Source organism: Nocardiopsis akebiae (assembly GCF_018316795.1).
GTDB classification, from domain to species: Bacteria; Actinomycetota; Actinomycetes; order Streptosporangiales; family Streptosporangiaceae; genus Nocardiopsis; species Nocardiopsis dassonvillei.
Window position 1 is genome coordinate 2447227 of record NZ_CP074132.1, and the last position, 17944, is coordinate 2465170.

Genomic DNA, 17944 nt, shown 5'->3' on the forward strand with positions numbered 1-17944 from the left:
CTGATTGTCTCGCATGACGTGCTGGCCGGAAAACTCCAACGGGACGCCTGAATGGCGCCAAAGAGGCGATGTTTCTTCGCTCGCAGGGTTGGTTTTGGCGCTACTATGGCTCCATGGGAGCTATTCAGGTCAAGGATGTTCCGGATGAGGTCAGAGAGGTTCTGGCCGGTGAGGCCAAGCGGTCGGGCAAGTCGCTCCAGGCCTATCTGCTGACCCTGCTGGAGCGCGAGGCGCGTTTCGTCCGTAACCGGGAGATCGTCGAGCAGTCCCCTTTGCCAGGGGCCAACCTGAGCATGGACGAGATCGTCATGGCGGTACGAGCCGCTCGTGGAGACGAGGCGTTGGACGCTCATGGTGAGAGCGGTGCCGTGTGATCGTTGTCGACACGTCCGTCCTGATCGACCTCTACCTTGGAGCGCCGGGGCGTTCCACGGCCATGGCGCGACGTGTCCTGGGTGCTGACAGCGAGTGGTACGCCCCCAACCACCAACGGGTGGAGTTCCTCAACGCCCTGCGAGGACTCGTGCTCGGGAAGAAGGTGTCGGTCGGTGACGCCGAAGCAGCACGCAAGCTCTACGGCTTGCAGGCCATCGCGCACGTGGAGCCCGTCGGAGGCGTGGCGGACAGGATCTGGGAACTCCGTTCCAACCTCACCGCGTACGACGCGGCTTACGTCGCTGTGGCGGAGGCTTTGGACTGCGCCCTTGTGACAGGGGATGTCCGGCTGGTTTCCGCTCCGGGACTGCGGTGTGAAGTGCGGGTGATCCGTTAACCAGACGGAGGGTTCGGAGGACAGGGGCATGCTGTCTGAGATCCCAGACGGAACCCTCGTGTCAGCCCTTCGCCAGGGGCCACGCGGGGGGTCAAATGGGGAACATGTCCACAGCAGTTCCTTCCGTCGTCGTCGGCGATGCGCCGCTCACCCCGGCCCAGATCCTCGACGTGGCCCGCCACGGCGCCCGTGTCACCCTGTCCGAGCAGGCCCGCAAGGCCCTCCGCCACGGCCGCGAACGGGTCGAGTCGCTCGCCCGCGGCGAGGTGCCCGCCTACGGGGTCAGCACCGGCTTCGGCGCTCTCGCCACCCGCCACATCGCCCCCGACCTGCGGGCCGGCCTCCAGCGCTCCCTCATCCGCTCGCACGCCGCCGGGACCGGGCCCGAGGTGGAGGACGAGGTCGTGCGCGCCCTCATGCTGCTGCGCCTGCGCACCCTGGCCTCGGGCAACACCGGCGTGGAGGTCGCCACCGCCGAGACCCTCGCCGCGCTGCTCAACGCCCGTATCACCCCGGTCGTGCACGAGTACGGCAGCCTGGGCTGCTCGGGGGACCTGGCGCCCCTGTCGCACGTGGCGCTGGCCCTGATGGGCGAGGGCCGGGTCCGCGACGCCGCCGGGCGGGACGTGCCCGCCCACACCGCCCTGCACGGGGCCGGGATCCGACCGGTCGAACTGGGCGCCAAGGAGGGCCTGGCGCTGATCAACGGCACCGACGGCATGCTCGGCATGCTCGTGCTGGCCTGCATGGACCTGGAGCGCCTGCTCAAGGTCGCCGACATCACCGCCGCCATGAGCGTCGAGGCGCTGCTGGGCACCGACCGCGTCTTCGCCGAGGAGCTCCAGCGCCTGCGCCCCCACCCCGGCCAGGCCGCCTCCGCGGCCAATCTGCGCGCCCTGCTCGACTCCTCGCCCATCGTCGCCTCCCACCGCGGCCCCGACTGCAACCGGGTCCAGGACGCCTACTCGCTGCGCTGCGCGCCGCAGGTGGCCGGCGCCGCCCGCGACACCCTGGCCCACGCGCTGCTGGTGGCCGGGCGCGAACTCGACAGCGTCATCGACAACCCCGTGGTCCTGGACGACGGGCGGGTGGAGTCCAACGGCAACTTCCACGGCGCGCCCGTTGCCTACGTGCTCGACTTCCTGGCCATCGCCGTCGCCGACACCGCCTCCATCGCCGAGCGGCGCACCGACCGCATGCTCGACGTGTCCCGCTCCCACGGCCTGCCCGCCTTCCTGGCCGACGACCCCGGCGTGGACTCCGGGCACATGATCGCCCAGTACACGCAGGCGGCCGTCGTCTCCGAGCTCAAGCGCCTGGCCGTGCCCGCCAGCGTCGACTCCATCCCCAGCTCGGCCATGCAGGAGGACCACGTGTCCATGGGCTGGTCGGCCGCCCGCAAGCTGCGCCGCGCCGTGGACGGGCTGACCAGCGTGCTCGCGGTGGAGCTGCTCACCGCCGCCCGAGCCCTGGACCTGCGCTCGCCGCTGGAGCCCGGCCCCGCCACCGGCGCCGTGCTGCGCACCGTACGGGAGAGGGTCTCCGGCCCCGGCCCCGACCGCCACCTGGCCCCCGAGATCGCCGCCGTCGCCGACCTGATCACCGACGGCTCCGTGGTCGGGGCAGCCGAGACCGTCGTCCCCCTGGCCTGAGCGGTGTCTGCTTTGGGCCTCCGCTCCGCTTCGGCCCGCGTTCGGGCGCCCCAAAGGGCGGGAACCTCCTGATCCTCCGGTGTGACGGCTCGTGCCCGCGCCGTCGCCCGCCACCACCCCTAAAACGACGGCCTTCGGCCGCAGTACCTGCCGTCCCACCTACGAATCCTCCAGAACCCCGCCGACGCCCGAACAGGCCCCACGACTTCGAGGAGAACCGTGTGAGCAGTCCACGTACCGTCCGCGCCGCGCGCGGCACCACCCTGTCCGCGAAGGGGTGGCAGCAGGAGGCCGCCCTGCGCATGTTCCACAACAACCTCGACCCCGAGGTCGCCGAACGCCCCGAGGAGCTGGTGGTCTACGGCGGCACGGGCAGGGCGGCGCGCGACTGGCGCAGCTTCGACCGCATCACCGCCGCCCTGCGCGACCTGGAGGGCGACGAGACCCTGCTCGTGCAGTCCGGCCGCCCGGTCGGCGTCATGCGCACCCACGAGTGGGCGCCCCGCGTGCTCATCGCCAACGGCAACCTGGTGGGGGACTGGGCGAACTGGCCCGAGTTCCGCCGCCTGGAGGCGCGGGGCCTGACCATGTACGGGCAGATGACCGCCGGTTCGTGGATCTACATCGGCACCCAGGGCATCCTCCAGGGCACCTACGAGACCTTCGCCGCCGTGGCCGCCAAGCGGTTCGGCGGGACCCTGGCCGGAACCATCACCCTCACCGCCGGACTCGGCGGGATGGGCGGCGCCCAGCCGCTGGCCGTCACCATGAACGACGGCGTCGCGATCGTGGTCGAGTGCGACCCCGGACGCATCGAACGCCGCATCGATCACCGCTACCTGGACGTGCGCGCCGACAGCCTCGACCACGCCCTGGAACTGGCCGTGCGGGCGCGCGACGAGCGGCGCCCGCTGTCGGTCGGGGTGCTCGGCAACGCCGCCGAGGTCCTGCCCGAACTGCTCTCGCGCGGCGCCCCGATCGACGTGGTCACCGACCAGACCTCCGCCCACGACCCCCTCGCCTACCTGCCCGCCGGGGTGGCCTTCGAGGACTGGAGGGACCTGGCCGCCGCCGGGCCCGAGGAGTTCACCGACCGGGCACGCGAGTCCATGGCCGCGCACGTGGAGGCCATGGTGGGCTTCCAGGACGCGGGCGCCGAGGTCTTCGACTACGGCAACTCCATCCGCGACGAGGCCCGCAGCGGCGGCTTCGCCCGCGCCTTCGACTTCCCCGGGTTCGTCCCCGCCTACATCCGGCCCCTGTTCTGCGAGGGCAGGGGGCCGTTCCGGTGGGCGGCGCTGTCGGGCGACCCCGCCGACATCGCCCGCACCGACCGGGCCGTCCTGGACCTGTTCCCCGACAACGAGCACCTGGCCCGGTGGATCCGCATGGCGGGGGAGCGGGTCGCCTTCCAGGGGCTGCCCGCCCGCATCTGCTGGCTCGGCCAGGGCGAGCGGGCCGCCGCCGGGGCGCGCTTCAACGAACTGGTGGCCTCGGGCGAGGTCCGCGCGCCGCTGGCCATCGGCCGCGACCACCTGGACACCGGCTCGGTGGCCTCCCCCTACCGCGAGACCGAGGGGATGCTGGACGGCTCCGACGCCATCGCCGACTGGCCGCTGCTCAACGCCCTGGTCAACACCTCCTCCGGCGCCTCGTGGGTGTCCATCCACCACGGAGGGGGAGTGGGCATGGGCCGCTCGCTGCACGCCGGGCAGGTCAGCGTCGCAGACGGCACCGACCTGGCCGCCGCCAAGCTGGAGCGGGTGCTCACCAACGACCCCGCCACGGGCGTCATCCGCCACGTGGACGCCGGGTACGACGAGGCCGGGCGCGTCGCCCGTGAGCACGGCATCCGCGTCCCGATGCGCGAAGGGGACTGAACCGCGCCGGGGCGCCCGCCGAGGGCGCCCCGGCCGCGCGTACGACCATCCGTTCCGACGTGGGGAAACACCCTGTGAGCCACCATTCCACCGCCCCCGACTCCACCGCCCACGACCCCGGGGCCTTCGACCGCCTGTGGGCCGACCTGGTGCCCGTGGGCCGCGACCCGGGCAGCGGCGGCTACCGCCGCCACGCCTGGAACGGTGCCGACGCCGACGCCCGCGCCTGGTTCATCGAGGCCGCCGCCGCCCGGGACCTGGACGTGCGCACCGACCGCAACGGCAACCTGTGGGCCTGGTGGGGCGTGCCCGGCCCGGGCGCGGTGGCCACCGGGTCCCACCTGGACTCGGTCCCCGACGGCGGGGCCTTCGACGGGCCCCTCGGCGTGGTCAGCGCCCTGGCCGCCGTGGACGTGCTGCGCGGGCGCGGACTGACCCCGGCCCGCCCGCTGGCCGTCACGGTGTTCGCCGAGGAGGAGGGCGGCCGGTTCGGCGTCCCCTGCCTGGGCAGCCGCCTGACGGCCGGGGAGATCTCCCCCGAGCGGGCGCGCGGCCTCACCGACGCCTCCGGGACGACCTGGGCCCGGGCGATGGAGGCCGCCGGGCACGACCCCGACGCGATCGGCGCCGACCCCGGGGCCCTGGCGGACCTGGACGTGTTCGTGGAACTGCACGTGGAGCAGGGCCGCGCCCTGGAGGAGACCGTCCACCCGGTGGGCGTGGCCAGCGCGATCTGGCCGCACGGGCGCTGGCGGATGGACTTCACCGGCCGCGCCGACCACGCGGGCACCACCCGCCTGGACGACCGCAGCGACCCCATGCTTCCCTTCGCGCACACGATCCTGGCGGCCCGCGCGCTGGCCGAGGAGCACGACGCCCGCGCCACCGTGGCCAGGGCCCTGGTCAACCCCAACGGCACGAACGCGATCCCGTCCCGGGTCAGCGCCTGGCTGGACGCCCGCGCCGCCGACGAGGCCGCGCTCGGCGCGGTCGTGGCCGGGGTGCGCGAGGCCGCAGAGCGGGCCTCACGCGAGCACGGGGTGGACTGCGCGACCGCCAACGAGTCGCTGACCCCGCTGGTGTCGTTCGCGCACGGCCTGCGCGACCGCCTGGCCGCGGTGGTCGCCGACCGCGCCCCCGACCCCCGGGTGCCGGTGCTGCCGACCGGGGCCGGGCACGACGCCGGGGTGCTCGCCGCGCACGTGCCCACAGCGATGCTGTACGTGCGCAACCCGACCGGGGTGTCGCACTCACCCGAGGAGCGGGCCCGCCCCGAGGACTGCCACGCGGGGGTGCTCGCCCTGGCCGACGTGCTCCAGGACCTGCTCGCCCGCCCCGTCCGGGAGGGGGACCGGTGAGGCCGCCGCGCGACCACCGCCTGTGGTGCGAGTGGGCGTGGACCGGCGCCGGGGACGGCGCCCCCGAGCACGGCGTGCTCGTGGAGGTGGCCGACGGCCGGATCACCTCGGTGACGGCCGCGACGCCACGCCCCGGAGGCGCCGAGACCCTCACCGGCCTCACCCTGCCCGGGCTCGCCAACGCCCACTCGCACGCCTTCCACCGGGCGCTGCGGGGGCGCACCCACACCGGTGGCGGTTCCTTCTGGACCTGGCGCGAGACGATGTACCGCGTGGCGGAGCGACTGGACCCCGACACCTACCACCGCCTCGCCAGGGCGGTCTACGCCGAGATGGCCCTGGCCGGGATCACCTGCGTGGGCGAGTTCCACTACCTGCACCACGCGCCCGGCGGGGTCCGCTACGCCGACCCCAACGCCATGGGCCACGCCCTGGCTGCCGCCGCGGCCGACGCGGGGATCCGGATCACCCTGTTGGACGTGTGCTACCTGTCCGGCGGGCTGGACGGGAGCGGCGTCCACCGGCCGCTGGCCGGTACCCAGCTGCGCTTCGGCGACGGGGACGCGGACGGGTGGGCCGAACGCGCCGCCGCGTTCCGCCCCGGGGGCGCGCACGTGCGCACGGGAGCGGCCGCCCACTCGGTGCGCGCGGTCCCCGTCGCGCAGCTGTCCGAGGTCGCCGCGTTCGCCGCCGGGCGCGACGCCGTGCTGCACGCCCACGTCTCCGAGCAGCCCGCCGAGAACGCCGCCTGCCTGGCCGCGTACGGCCGCACCCCCACGGCCGTGCTCGCCGACGCGGGCGCGCTCACCGCGCGCACGAGCCTGGTGCACGCCACCCACCTGGACGACGCCGACGTGGCGGCCTTGCGCTCGTCCGGCGCCACCGTGTGCCTGTGCCCCACGACCGAGCGCGACCTGGCGGACGGCCTGCCGCGCACCGGAGACCTGCTGCCCGCCCCGCTCAGCCTGGGTACCGACCAGCACGCCCTGACCGACATGTTCGAGGAGGCCAGGGCGGTCGAACTCCACGAGCGCCTGCGCACCCACCGGCGCGGCACCCTGGGCGCCGGGGAGCTGCTGCGCGCCGCCACCGCGCACGGGCACGCCAGCCTGGGCTGGACCCGCGACCCGGGGACCGGCGTCCCGGGCACCGGTTTCCCCGGAGCGTCCGAGGGTCCCGTACTTCGCGGAGCAGGAGCGCAGGAACCCCCGCGCGGGGCGCCCGACGCCGGTGTCCTGGCCCCGGGAGCGCGGGCCGACCTGGTCAACGTCCCCCTGGACGGAACCCGCCTGGCCGGGGCCGACCCCGCCCGGGCCGCCGACGCCGTCGTCTTCGCCGCCACCGCCGCCGACGTGCGGCACGTGATGGCCGACGGGCGCTGGACCGTGCGCGACGGCGTCCACACCCTGGTCCCCGACACCGCGCGCGAACTCGACACCGCCATCAAGGAGGTCCTCACGTGAGCGACGTGCCCCGCAGCGTCGTCATCGACGACATCGCCACCCTGGTCACCAACGACCCCTCCCGTGGAAGAGGCGCCGTGGGGGAGGTCCCCGACGCCGCCCTGGTGGTCGAGGACGGCCGGGTGGCCTGGTCGGGCCCGCGCGCCCAGGCGCCCGCCGCCGACGCGCGGATCGACGCCGCCGGGCGCTGCGTCATCCCCGGGTTCGTCGACAGCCACTCCCACATCGTCTTCGCGGGCGACCGCAGCCGCGAGTTCGCCGCCCGGATGAGCGGCCGCCCCTACTCGGCGGGCGGCATCCGCACCACCGTGGCCGCCACCCGCCGGGCCTCCGACGCCGACCTGCTCGCGGGCGCCCGGCGCCTGCTCCGCGAGGCCCGTGACCAGGGCACCACCACCCTGGAGGTCAAGTCCGGGTACGGGCTCACCGTCGCCGACGAGGAGCGCTGCCTGGCCGCGGCCGCCCGCGTCACCGACGAGGTCACCTTCCTGGGCGCGCACGTGGTCGCCCCCGAGTACGCCGACGATCCCCGGGGCTACGTCGACCTGGTCACGGGGCCGATGCTGGAGGCCTGCGCGCCGCACGCCCGGTGGATCGACGTCTTCTGCGAGCGCGGCGCCTTCGACGAGGACGCCTCCCGCCGGGTCCTGACCGCCGGGATGGAGCGCGGGCTGCTGCCCCGCGTGCACGGCAACCAGCTCGGACCGGGGCCGGGCGTGCGCCTGGCGGTCGAACTGGGCGCCGCCTCGGTCGACCACTGCACCCACTTGGAGCCCGGGGACGTGGACGCCCTGGTCCAGGCGGCCGCGCGCCCCGAGCCCACGGTCGCCACCCTGCTGCCCGGGGTGGACTTCTCCACCCGCCAGCCCTACCCGGACGCCCGCGCGCTCATCGACGCCGGGGCCCTGGTCGCCCTGGCCAGCGACTGCAACCCGGGTTCGTGCTTCACCTCCAGCCTGGCCTTCTGCGTCGCGGTCGCCGTCCGCGACATGGGCATGACCCCCGACGAGGCGGTGTGGGCGGCCACCGCGGGAGGGGCGCGGGCGCTGCGCCGCACCGACGTCGGCCACCTGGCCCCCGGCGCGCGCGCCGACCTGGTCCTGCTGGACGCGCCCAACCACCTCTACCTCGCCTACCGGCCGGGGGTCCCCCAGGTCGCGGCGGTCTGGAAGGACGGGGAGCTGGTCTCGGGCCGACCCTGAGCGTGAAGGGCACGGTGTGACGAGCGGGCCATCCAACGTCTTCGCGAACTCAACGAACGGCTAACCTCCCCGAAACCCGCGGCACCGAACCTGGATGCACGTCGGTGCGTGTCCGCCGCCGCGGTACAGCGTCGTTCCGCGGTGGTGGGGCACCGGCCCACGCTCCCTTCGAGGAAGTCCGCGGCGAACCCGGGGCGTGCCGGGGCGGCCCGCGGGCCGGGACCGGGCACGCGTCTCCCGCCCGGGGCCGCGCACAGAACGCGGGGGCCGACGATCACTGGGGGGTGTCGTCGGCCCCCGCTCGCGGTTGACGCGATGAGGCCGTTCCCGAGGGCGCGGATCCGCGCCCGGGGACGCTGGCTAGTTCGACTCGTCGTCCGCGGAGTCGTCGGAGCCCTCGGCGGGCGCGGAGGAGGAGGACGCGGCCTTCTTGGTGACGCGGCGCTTCTTCACCGGACGCGAGTAGTCGACGAGCGGCTCCAGACGGGCCTCGTGCTCCTTGAAGCAGTCGGCGCACGCGTCGACCTCGCGGACGACACCCTCCCAGGCGAACTGGATGACCTCAGTCGCCTCGACCTTCTCCTCGCTGACGGCGTGGGGATCGCAGTACTTGAGCGTGAAGACCTCGGTGACCACGGCGGGGATTTCCCTTCGGTATCGCGTGAACAGAGCGGACCCATTAATCATACACCTGTACGAAAGCGCAAACCGGCTGCACGCCGGATGTGCCGTCACGGGTTCGGGGTCGCCCCGAAGCCTAGCGAAGATTCGGGGGCGCGTGCGCCCGTGTCCGGCTGGCGTGCCCGGGGTGACCAGGGGGTCCGCGCGGGCGCGGCGCGCGCGGGTGCGGCGTCCGCGCGCGTGCCCCCGCCGTGCGCGCGGCGGGGCGGAGGCCGCGGCGGGGCGGCCGTTATGGCGCCGCGTGTTTGCCTTGCAGCTTTTTGTCCGTTTCTTGAAACGCTTTCGCACCATTGCTGAAAACCGATTTGGGCGTTTGGCGAACACGGAGCCGGGCGCATCGCTAGGGTATTGCCCCATCCGGGGGAAAGCGCCGTGTTCGGCCGTTCCCTCCGGACGGACCCGTGGTGGCGCCCGCGCCGCGCACAAGGGGAACGGCGGACGCCGTGGGGGAGCGGCGTCCGGAGAGAGGGAGCAGGGGGAGGGCCGTGGTCGAGTACATGGAGGGTGTCCACAGAGGGCGTGTCGGCGTCCGGGGGCAGGCGCCGCGACCGGGGGGAACCGCGTCCGCGGCGGAGCGCCGGCGCGCGCGGGCCGAACGCACGCGTGCCTGCGAGCGCGTGTCGGTCGATCCGCGTTTCGTGAAACTCCGAAGGCGGTTCGCGCTCCAGTCGGGACTCCTGGTATCGGCATTCCTGCTCGGTTACCTGTCCTATCTTCTGCTCTCCGCCTACGCACGCGATTTCATGAGCAGGCCGCTCACGGATTCGGTGAACGTGGCACTGGCCATGGGAATCGGACAGTTCCTGTGGGTGTTCGCCCTCGCCTGGGCGTTCGGCCGTTTCTCCGAGCGCTCCCTGGACCCCCTCGCGCGGGAGATCCGCGAGGAGGCCCGGGGCGGGGAGGCCGCCGACGGGACGGCGGCGGGCCGATGAGCGCCGCCGCAGCGGCCGCGGGCGGTGCCGTCACGGGGGACGGCGCCGCCGCGGTGGCCGCCGGAGTGGCAGCGGTCACCGAAACGCCCGCCGCCGCCGGGCCGTCCGCGGCCGCCGGCCCCCTGGACGCCCTGGGCGGCGCCCTGGGGGGCGAGTTCGGCGTCGCGCACGCCTGGACGGTGGGCCTGTGCGCCCTGTTCGTCCTGGTCACCCTCGCCGTCACCGTCCGCGCCGGGCGCACTACCCGGGGCGCGGTCGACTTCTACGCGGGCGGACGCGGCTTCTCCAGCACCCAGAACGGGCTCGCCCTGACCGGCGACTACCTGTCCGCGGCCTCCTTCCTCGGCATCGCCGGGATGATCTCCCTCCAGGGCTACGACGGCTTCCTGTACTCCATCGGCTTCCTTGTGGCCTGGCTGCTGGTGCTGCCGATGGCCCAACTGGTGCGCAACACCGGCCGCTTCACCATGGCCGACCTGCCGGCCTTCCGCATGCGCCGGATGCGGGTGCGCCTGGCCTGCACCGTCTCCACCGTCACCGTGTGCGTGTTCTACCTGGTCGCGCAGATGGTGGGCGCCGGAGCCCTGGTCGCGGTCCTGCTGGGCCTGCACGACGGCGGGACCTTCCTGGGCATGGGCGCCGAGCAGGCCCGCACGGGCGTGATCGTGCTCGTGGGCGTGCTCATGATCGTCTACGTCGTGTACGGCGGCATGAAGGCGGCCACCTGGCTCCAGATCATCAAGGCGGTCGCGCTGCTGGCCGCCACCGGACTGCTCACCGCCCTGGTGCTGGCCCTGTTCGCCTTCGACCCGCGCGCCCTCCTCGACGGGGCCGCCGAGGCCAGCGGGCACGGGCGGGCCTTCCTGGAACCGGGGCTGCGCTTCGGGGTGGAGGTCTCCGGCGACCCCGCCCGGACCCTGTTCAACAAGCTCGACCTCGTCAGTCTCGGGTTGGCCCTGGTGCTGGGCACGGTGGCGCTGCCGCACGTCCTCATCCGCTTCTACACCGTGCCCGACGGACGGGCGGCGCGCTCGTCGGTCAACCGCACGATCGTCATGGTCGGGGCCTTCTACCTCATGACGCTGGCCCTGGGCTTCGGCGCCGCGGCGCTGGTCGGCTCCGAGCGCATCGCGGCCGCGGACCCCTCGGGCAACACCGCGGTGCCGATGCTCGCCGAGGAGGTGGGGCGGCTGACCGCCGGTCCGGCGGGCGCGGCCGTGCTGCTCGCGCTGATCTCGGCGGTCGCGCTGGCCACCATCCTCGCCGTCATCGCCAGTCTCACCCTGGCCTCGTCCTCCTCGATCGCGCACGACCTGTTCGGCCACATCCTCATGTGGGGCAGGCCCCGGGAGTCGCAGGAGGTGGGTGTGGCGCGTCTCTCCGCCTGCCTGGTCGGCGCCGTGGCCATCGTGCTGGCCGTGCGCGCCCAGGAAATGAACGTGGCCTTCCTGGTGGGGCTGGCCTTCGCCGTCGCGGCCGCGGCCAACCTGCCGGTCATCCTGCTCACCATGTTCTGGCGCCGCTTCAACACCAGGGGCGTGGAGTGGGGCGTCTACGGCGGGCTGTCCGCCACCCTGCTGCTCATGCTGCTCTCGCCGGTGATGTCGGGCAGGACCGACCCCGTCACTGGGGAGAACCTGTCGGTGCTGCCCGCCTGGATCGACATCCAGCTCTTCCCGATGGAGAACCCGGCGCTGCTGGCGGTGCCCTTCGGCTTCGCGTGCGCGGTCGCGGGCAGTCTGCTCTCGCCGGAGCGCGACACCGCGCGCTTCACCGAGCTGCGGGTGCGCTCCCTGACCGGGTGGGGCGCCGAGCGGGACTGACCCGCGGGTCCGGGGCGGGGGTCGCCGGGGACGGGCGGGGGAGTCAGTCCCTGGCGGGCGCATCCGCCATGGCACGGGCCACCTCGTACAGCAGCTCCGGGATCCGGGGCGCGTTGCGGGCGACGCGGTCCCAGGCGCGGGCGGTCTGGTCCAGGCGCTCCCGCGTGGTCGGCTCGCCGCCTCCCCGACGGGCCGTGCGCCGGTCCTCCCTGCGGAAGGAGGCGGTGACCGCCCAGAAGGCCGCCGCCACCACCGGGCGGAACACGCCCCGGCCGCGCACGTCGAGCACGGCCTCCACCGACCAGCGGCCGTCGGCGGAGACCGAAGGGGACAGCCAGGCGCTGACCCGGGCCAGGGAGTGCGTGGCCCGAATCCGGGCGGGAGGGGTGTCCCGGCCCCGCGCGAGGGCCTCGTACCAGGCGCCCGTGTCCACCTCCAGGGCGCCCTCGGCCGACCGCAGCCAGGCGCCGCGCCCGGGCAGCCGCACCCGTGCGTTCCAGGTGAGCAGTCCGGCGGGGGCGTCGTGGGTGACGGTCCCCCACGTCACGGGGGCCTCCTGCGTGCCGACGGTGTCGGGCATCGCGAACTCGGCCGAGGTGGTGCCCGCCTCGTCCCAGGAGGTGAGGGTCACGCCCGTGCCGCTCCAGCCCTTCTCCCCGTCGTCGGCGGGGTCCACGGGGACGCCCTCGGGGGACAGTTCGGCGATGAGGTAGTGGCTGCGGGGGGCGAGGTGGCGCCCCCGCTGCAACTGGAGGGAGGGTTCGCTGGCGGCCACGGCCAGCTCGTCGGCCTCGGCCGGTGTGCCGGCGCCGCCTCCGCGCAGTTTTTCGGCGGCGCGGCGCTGCTCCTCGCGCAACCGCTCGGCCTCCTCGCCGTCGAGCAGCCCGAGTTCGTCGGCCCGCCGGTCCAGGCGGGCCCGGGTCGGCGCGTCCGGGGTCAGCAGCCAGCCCCGGCCGTCGAAACGGCAGCTGCGCGCGACCTCGTGCAGGGCGGCGACGATGCGCTCGACCACCTCCCTGTCCACTGCGGTGATGTCGAAGGTGTGGCTCAGGCGCGGCACGGCGTCTCCGGGGTCGTGGTGCGGTTCACGTCTGCGCGGCGGCCAGGGAGCCGCGCCTACGCGTGCCAGCGTACGCATCCGCGGCGCCCGCCGGGGCCCGCGGACCGGTCCGGAAGACCGCGGGGCCCCGCGCGTCGGCTCCCCGGCGCGGCGGCCGGTCGTCGGACGCGTCGCCGCGGGTCGTCCACAACGGTGATCGAACGCTTGTGCGCCCGTTCTCCTGCTCGGCACAATGGCGGGCATGACCAGGTACGTCGCGCTGCTGCGCGGAATCAATCTCGGCGCGCACCGCCGCGTCGCCATGGCCGACCTGCGCTCCCTGCTCGCCGGGATCGGCTACGGCGACGTGGCCACCCACCTCCGGAGCGGCAACGCGGTGTTCAGCGCCGAGGGGACGCGACCCGACGCCGTGGCCCGGCGGGTGCGGGAGGCCGTCGCCGCCGAACTCGGGCTCGACGTGCCGACCGTGGTGCGCACCGCCGGACAGGTGCGCGCCGCGGTGGAGGCCAACCCCCTCCCGGTCCCCGACCCCGCCAAGTTCCTCGTCCTGTTCTGCTCCGGCGCCGTGGACGCCGCCGGGCTGGCCGCGCTCGACCCGTCCGCCCACCCGCGCGAGCGCCTTGCCGTGGTGGGCGAGCAGGTCTACACCCACCACGAGCTGGGGCTCAGACACGCCAGACTCCCCGACCTCGTGGCCCGGCACGTCGACGGGACGGTGACGGGCCGCAACTGGCGCACGGTGCTGCGCCTGCTGGAGATGGCCGAGGGCTGAAGCCGCAGGTCCGGGGACCGCGGCACCGCCCGGGTCCCCGGCACTGTCCGAGAGGAGTCCTCGGCGGCGTGTGCCCGCCGCCGCGACCGAGTGAAGGGGTGGTGCCCGTGCCGATGCGGTGGACCGTGATCCTGCGAGATCTGGCGGACACGGCGCGGCCGATCCGGCCCGAGGACTGCCACGGACTGCTCAACCGCTGGTGGCCCCAGTCCACGGAGGAGCACGCGGCCGCCAAGCGGTGGGCCATGAACGGTTGGCCCTCGCCACTGGGCGACCGTCTGCACCACTGGACGCTCACCTGGCTGGACGACGACATCCCGCCCCCGCTCGCACCGGAGGAGCTGGTCGGCGACCCCCAGCGGATCGGCGACCACCTGCTGGTGCCCCTCTCGGTGACCCGCACCTTCGACCGCACCTACGGTCAGATGCTCACCGAGCCGCGCGGCCCGTCCGCGGTGCGTTCGGCCGAGGTGCGCAGCCGTACCCCCGTCGTCATGACCACGCGCGACGCCGCCGGTGAGCGCATTCCGCACATCTGGCCCACCCCGCGGCGCCTCTTCGGCGCGGTGCACCGTTCGGGCGGCGGGATCGTCGGCGGCAGCGGGGCCGTGGGCGCGGTGGCCCGCTTCGCGCCGCCCGCCCTGGCCGAGCCCTGGCTGGAGCTGGTGTTCGGCGGGCTGACCCGGGTGCGCCGCGAGCCCCTGCCCGGCGAGGAGGTGCGGCTGGCCGAGCACCAGCACGCCGACAACCGCACCGTGCTGGGCTGGCACGGAGGGCTGCGGCTGGACCTGGCCGGGGGAGAGCGCCGCCACACCGACGCCTTCGCCACCCTCCTGGAACTGCTGGAGCTGACCGGAGCGGGCAAGTACACCGCCCAGGGCTTCGGCTCCGTGCGGGTGGACACGGTGACCAGCGACCAGCCGTCCGCCCGGGTGCCCGCCCAGCGCCCCCGGCGGCCCCCGCACCGGGTGCCCGGACGCGCCCCGCAGCGCGTGGGTGAGACCCGGGCGCACGCCGTCGCCGAGGAGGAGTTCGGGGGCGCCCTGTTCGACTGACGTCCACAGGAGCATCGCCGCTGGTCGGGGCCGGTGGTCGCACCGGCGCCCTGCCCGGCCGTCGGCTCCCGCCCCGTGGACGGGGCGGGAGCCGACGGCGTGCGCTCACGGCGAGGGGGCGCGCCCCCGCCCGGCCCGGTCCGCGCCCCGGTCGCGCAGGGCGCGGGCCAGGCCGCGCAGGTGCGGCACGAGGTCCTGGGGGGTGAGCGGCGCGCCGCTCGCGGCGGCGGGGACTGACGCGTCGCGCCCTGGTGGCGCGATCGTCTCGGACGTGTGCGGGGCCATCGGGGAACCTTCCGTACCGGGGCTGTGTGCGTGCACCCAGGTCTCTCGGACAGCGCCGCCCGCCGGTGCGGAAGGACCCGCGGGAGGAGGCCTCCGGGCCCGGGCCGGACGGCGCGGCGTCCCGGGAGCGGGCGCGTCGTGCCGGGGCGGGGCGGGGCGCGGCCCCGCGGACCCGGACTGGTATCGCTTGGTATCCGGTGCGTCGTGCGGCACCGTCCGAGAGAGGTCAGCAGGCGCCGCGCGGCGGCGCCGCGTTCTCGCACGTCCCGCCGATGGAGGAGCCCGACACGGTGACCTTCGCCCCCGAGCAGCACCGGCCCCCCGGTGCCCCGACGCGCCCGGGTGGAACTCCGTCCAGCGGTGTGGTGGTCGGTGTCGACCTGCGCGGCATCCAGGCCTACGTCTACAGCGGTCGGCGCATCCTGGACGCGGTGGGGCGCGCCGCCCTCGTCGCGGAGCTGACCGACACCTCCGACGCCGAACACGGGATCGCCGACCTCGTGCCGCCGGACTGCGTGGTGCTGCGCGACGCCGGAGGGGCGCTCACCGCGGTCTTCCCCGACGCGGCCTCGGCGCGCGGGTTCACCGCCCGCTACACCCGCAGGCTGCGCGACCGCGCCGGGGACCTGACCCCCGTGGTGGCGCACGTGGCCTACGGTCCCGGGGCCGGGGGGCCGGGCGGCGCCGCGCCGGAGCGCACGGGCGCGACCGGGGCCCCGGGGGCCGACCCGGCGGCGGCCGCCGGGGTGGACGAGGCGCTGGCCCTGCTCCCGGCGCGGCTGCGGGAGGCGCGGCGGTACATGTCGGCCCTGCACACCCCCGCCCACGGGTACGGGATCACCGCCGTGTGCTCGGTCAGCGGCGGCCCCGCCGAGTCGGTGGACAGCAGCCGTGCCCAGGACGACCACCCCGACGTGCACGAGAGGGTGGCCGCCGACGTCGCCCGGGCCCGGGGGATCGGCCGCCGCTGGCACCGCGCCCACAGCCGCGACTGGCTGGCCGACGCCGTCACCGCCGTCGGAGCCCCCGCCCTGACGCTGCCGATGGAGGTGGACCGCCTGGGCCGCGACCACGGCGGCCTCAGCCGCGTCGCGGTCGTCCACATCGACGTCAACGGCCTGGGCGCGCTCCTGGGCGAGTACCGCGAACGCGCGGGCGACCCGGCAGTGCCGGGTTCGGGCGCCTTCGCCCAGCGCCGCCTGTCCAACCGCATCGCCGGACTCACCGAGGGGCTGGCCCGCGTCCTGGTGCGCGCGGTGGCGGCCACCGTCCACGCAGGACCCGGCCGGCGCCCCCTCGTCCCGGGGGTCGGCGCCGCCGCGCCGATCACCCTGCACCACGAGCCGCGCGGGCCCGTGTCCCTGCCGGTGCGCCCCGTCGTGGTCGCCGGAGACGACCTGACCGTGCTGTGCGACGCCCGGCTCGCCCTCAGCCTGGTCCGCTACGCCCTCGACTGGCTGGACGCCGACCCCGAGCGCGTCGGCGACGACCGCGACCCCCGGGTGGGGCTGCACCGCGCGCTCGCCGAGGCCCACGGCGACCGTCCCGGCGGCGGACGCACCGTGGTCGCGCCGGGCGGCGCGGCGCACACCACGTTCGTGCCCACGGTCGGGGTGGGCGTGGCGGTGCAGCCGGTGGGCGCCCCGCTTTCGCTGGGCTACGACCTGTGCGAGGCGATGTGCCGCCGCGCCAAACAGCACCGCCTCCAGGCCGCCGAGGCCGACCCCGGAGCGGGCGACGAGCACGCCGTGGCCTGGACGACGCGCCCCGACGGCGTCGGACGGGTGCTGCGCCGCATGGACCGGGCCCGCCGGGCGCCCGTGCCGCGTACCGCCCAGCCCCTGACCGGAACCGGGTTCGCCCGCTTCCTGGACCGGTACCTGTCCGCGACCGCCCCGGGCAGCCTGCTCGCCGACGGGGACACCCGCCAGCGGGGCTGGCTGGTCTCCTCGCTGGTCCCTTTGCTGGAGTCGGGCGCCGACCCGGGACCCGAACTCGTCCGCCGCGCCCACGCGACGGGCGGGCCCGTCGACCTGCCCCGCGGCTGGACGCCCGGCGGCCTGCTCGACGCGGTCGAGGTGATGGACCTGCACCTGGACCCCGGCCTGGCGGCGGCCCTCGATCCCCACCGCCCACAGCGGCGGGCCGGGAGCCAGGGCCCGCCTACCGGGGCGGCCCGTCCGCGGGGCGCGTTCCGGTGAGCCGCCCGGACCGCGTCACCGTGCACCTGGCCTCCCCCGCGCTGTTCGTCGGCGCCAGCGCGGACGGCACGGGCGCCGACACCGACGTGGTCACCGACGAACACGGCCTGCCCTACCTGCCCCGCCACCGCCTCGCCGCGCGGCTGCGCGCCGGAGCGGTCAGCGCCCTGGCGGTGGCGCCCGGCCTGGCCGGGGCCTGCGACGAGGTCTTCGGCCGCGGGGGTTCGCACGGCGCGGACCGGATGCTGCGGGTGGGACACGCCGTCCTGGGCGACGGGGTGCGCGCCGCGGTCGCCCGCGCGCTGGCCGGTCGGGCCGAACCGCTGCGCTCCACCCTGCGCCGCGCGGTCACGGACGCCTACACGACCCTGGAGTCGGGCATCGCGGTGGGTCCGGACGGCGCCCCCGAGCCGGGCCGCCTGCGCACGCACCGGGTGCTCCTGCCGGGCCTGACCCTCACCGCCGCGCTGACCTGGGCCTCCCCGCCGGGGGAGGAGCACTGGCGGCTGCTGGCCCGCGCCTGCCTGGCCACCACCCGTATCGGGTCCAGGGGCACGCGCGGCCGGGGCCGGGTGGACGTGCGCCTGGCCGGGGCCGGTGGCAGCGACCCGCACGAGGCGACCCTGAGCCTGGCCGCGCCCGTGAGCGGCGGCCGGGAACGGGAAGGTACACCCCCATGAGACTCCGTTCCCCCGACACGGCGACGCCCGGCCCCACCGCTTCTCCGGCTGGGAGAACCGTTGCGGGCGCGGATCCGGTGTCGGCGCGGACGCCACGGCGCGGCACCGGACCGCACCGGGACACGGAG

The 17944-nt window shown here is 75.4% G+C and carries 16 protein-coding genes; 13 read left to right on the forward strand and 3 right to left on the reverse strand.

The window, feature by feature from the left end; genetic code table 11:
* Positions 1 to 113 precede the first annotated feature (113 nt).
* The 7 genes from KGD83_RS10580 (at position 114) to hutI (ending at position 8327) form a co-directional block, all read left to right on the forward strand.
* Entirely contained in the window at positions 114 to 374 is a 261-nt protein-coding gene (locus KGD83_RS10580) for a hypothetical protein (RefSeq protein WP_212643610.1), read from the forward strand.
* Positions 371 to 772, forward strand: a complete 402-nt coding sequence (locus KGD83_RS10585; RefSeq protein ID WP_212643611.1) for a type II toxin-antitoxin system VapC family toxin — start codon at positions 371 to 373, stop codon at positions 770 to 772. The genes KGD83_RS10580 and KGD83_RS10585 overlap by 4 nt, the downstream gene beginning before the upstream one ends.
* Before the next feature lie 104 nt (positions 773 to 876).
* The gene (gene hutH / locus KGD83_RS10590; RefSeq protein WP_212643612.1) at positions 877 to 2424 is read left to right on the forward strand and encodes a histidine ammonia-lyase; all 1548 of its coding nucleotides are present in this window, start codon (positions 877 to 879) and stop codon (positions 2422 to 2424) included.
* 221 nt (positions 2425 to 2645) lie between these two features.
* Entirely contained in the window at positions 2646 to 4304 is a 1659-nt protein-coding gene (gene hutU, locus KGD83_RS10595) for a urocanate hydratase (protein ID WP_212643613.1), read from the forward strand.
* A gap of 74 nt (positions 4305 to 4378) precedes the next feature.
* Positions 4379 to 5662: an allantoate amidohydrolase gene (locus KGD83_RS10600; RefSeq protein WP_212643614.1), complete on the forward strand. Its 1284-nt coding sequence runs from the start codon at positions 4379 to 4381 to the stop codon at positions 5660 to 5662.
* On the forward strand, positions 5659 to 7125 hold the full coding sequence (locus KGD83_RS10605; protein ID WP_212643615.1) for a formimidoylglutamate deiminase: 1467 nt from the start codon (positions 5659 to 5661) through the stop codon (positions 7123 to 7125). Before KGD83_RS10600 ends, KGD83_RS10605 begins: the two co-directional genes overlap by 4 nt.
* Entirely contained in the window at positions 7122 to 8327 is a 1206-nt protein-coding gene (hutI, locus tag KGD83_RS10610) for an imidazolonepropionase (RefSeq protein ID WP_212643616.1), read from the forward strand. The genes KGD83_RS10605 and hutI overlap by 4 nt, the downstream gene beginning before the upstream one ends.
* 360 nt (positions 8328 to 8687) lie before the next feature.
* Here the strand turns inward: hutI and KGD83_RS10615 are convergent, their stop codons facing one another.
* Positions 8688 to 8963, reverse strand: a complete 276-nt coding sequence (locus KGD83_RS10615) for an Lsr2 family protein (RefSeq protein WP_013154013.1) — start codon at positions 8961 to 8963, stop codon at positions 8688 to 8690.
* 530 nt (positions 8964 to 9493) lie between these two features.
* Here KGD83_RS10615 and KGD83_RS10620 point away from each other — a divergent pair.
* Both KGD83_RS10620 and KGD83_RS10625 read left to right on the forward strand, forming a co-directional pair.
* On the forward strand, positions 9494 to 9940 hold the full coding sequence (locus KGD83_RS10620) for a DUF485 domain-containing protein (RefSeq protein ID WP_212643617.1): 447 nt from the start codon (positions 9494 to 9496) through the stop codon (positions 9938 to 9940).
* Positions 9937 to 11763, forward strand: a complete 1827-nt coding sequence (locus KGD83_RS10625) for a solute symporter family protein (protein WP_249352266.1) — start codon at positions 9937 to 9939, stop codon at positions 11761 to 11763. The genes KGD83_RS10620 and KGD83_RS10625 overlap by 4 nt, the downstream gene beginning before the upstream one ends.
* A 43-nt stretch (positions 11764 to 11806) precedes the next feature.
* Here KGD83_RS10625 and KGD83_RS10630 read toward each other — a convergent pair whose 3' ends face one another.
* Positions 11807 to 12823, reverse strand: a complete 1017-nt coding sequence (locus KGD83_RS10630) for a hypothetical protein (protein WP_212643618.1) — start codon at positions 12821 to 12823, stop codon at positions 11807 to 11809.
* 232 nt (positions 12824 to 13055) lie between these two features.
* On the opposite strand from KGD83_RS10630, the gene KGD83_RS10635 reads away from it, so the two are divergent.
* Both KGD83_RS10635 and KGD83_RS10640 read left to right on the forward strand, forming a co-directional pair.
* Positions 13056 to 13595 carry a DUF1697 domain-containing protein gene (locus KGD83_RS10635; protein WP_212643619.1) on the forward strand — a complete coding sequence of 180 codons (540 nt, stop codon included), beginning with the start codon at positions 13056 to 13058 and terminating at the stop codon, positions 13593 to 13595.
* Between the two features lie 113 nt (positions 13596 to 13708).
* Positions 13709 to 14650 (forward strand): CRISPR system precrRNA processing endoribonuclease RAMP protein Cas6, encoded by a 942-nt coding sequence (locus tag KGD83_RS10640; RefSeq protein WP_212644367.1) that lies wholly within the window; start codon positions 13709 to 13711, stop codon positions 14648 to 14650.
* Positions 14651 to 14755: 105 nt separating this feature from the next.
* Here KGD83_RS10640 and KGD83_RS10645 read toward each other — a convergent pair whose 3' ends face one another.
* Positions 14756 to 14935, reverse strand: coding sequence for a hypothetical protein (locus KGD83_RS10645; RefSeq protein WP_212643620.1), 180 nt, complete (start codon positions 14933 to 14935; stop codon positions 14756 to 14758).
* Positions 14936 to 15207: 272 nt separating this feature from the next.
* Here KGD83_RS10645 and KGD83_RS10650 point away from each other — a divergent pair, with 272 nt between their 5' ends.
* Both KGD83_RS10650 and KGD83_RS10655 read left to right on the forward strand, forming a co-directional pair.
* Complete coding sequence (locus tag KGD83_RS10650; RefSeq protein ID WP_249352268.1) at positions 15208 to 17136, forward strand: hypothetical protein; 1929 nt, start codon at positions 15208 to 15210, stop codon at positions 17134 to 17136.
* On the forward strand, positions 17133 to 17816 hold the full coding sequence (locus KGD83_RS10655; RefSeq protein ID WP_212643621.1) for a hypothetical protein: 684 nt from the start codon (positions 17133 to 17135) through the stop codon (positions 17814 to 17816). The genes KGD83_RS10650 and KGD83_RS10655 overlap by 4 nt, the downstream gene beginning before the upstream one ends.
* Positions 17817 to 17944 lie beyond the last annotated feature (128 nt).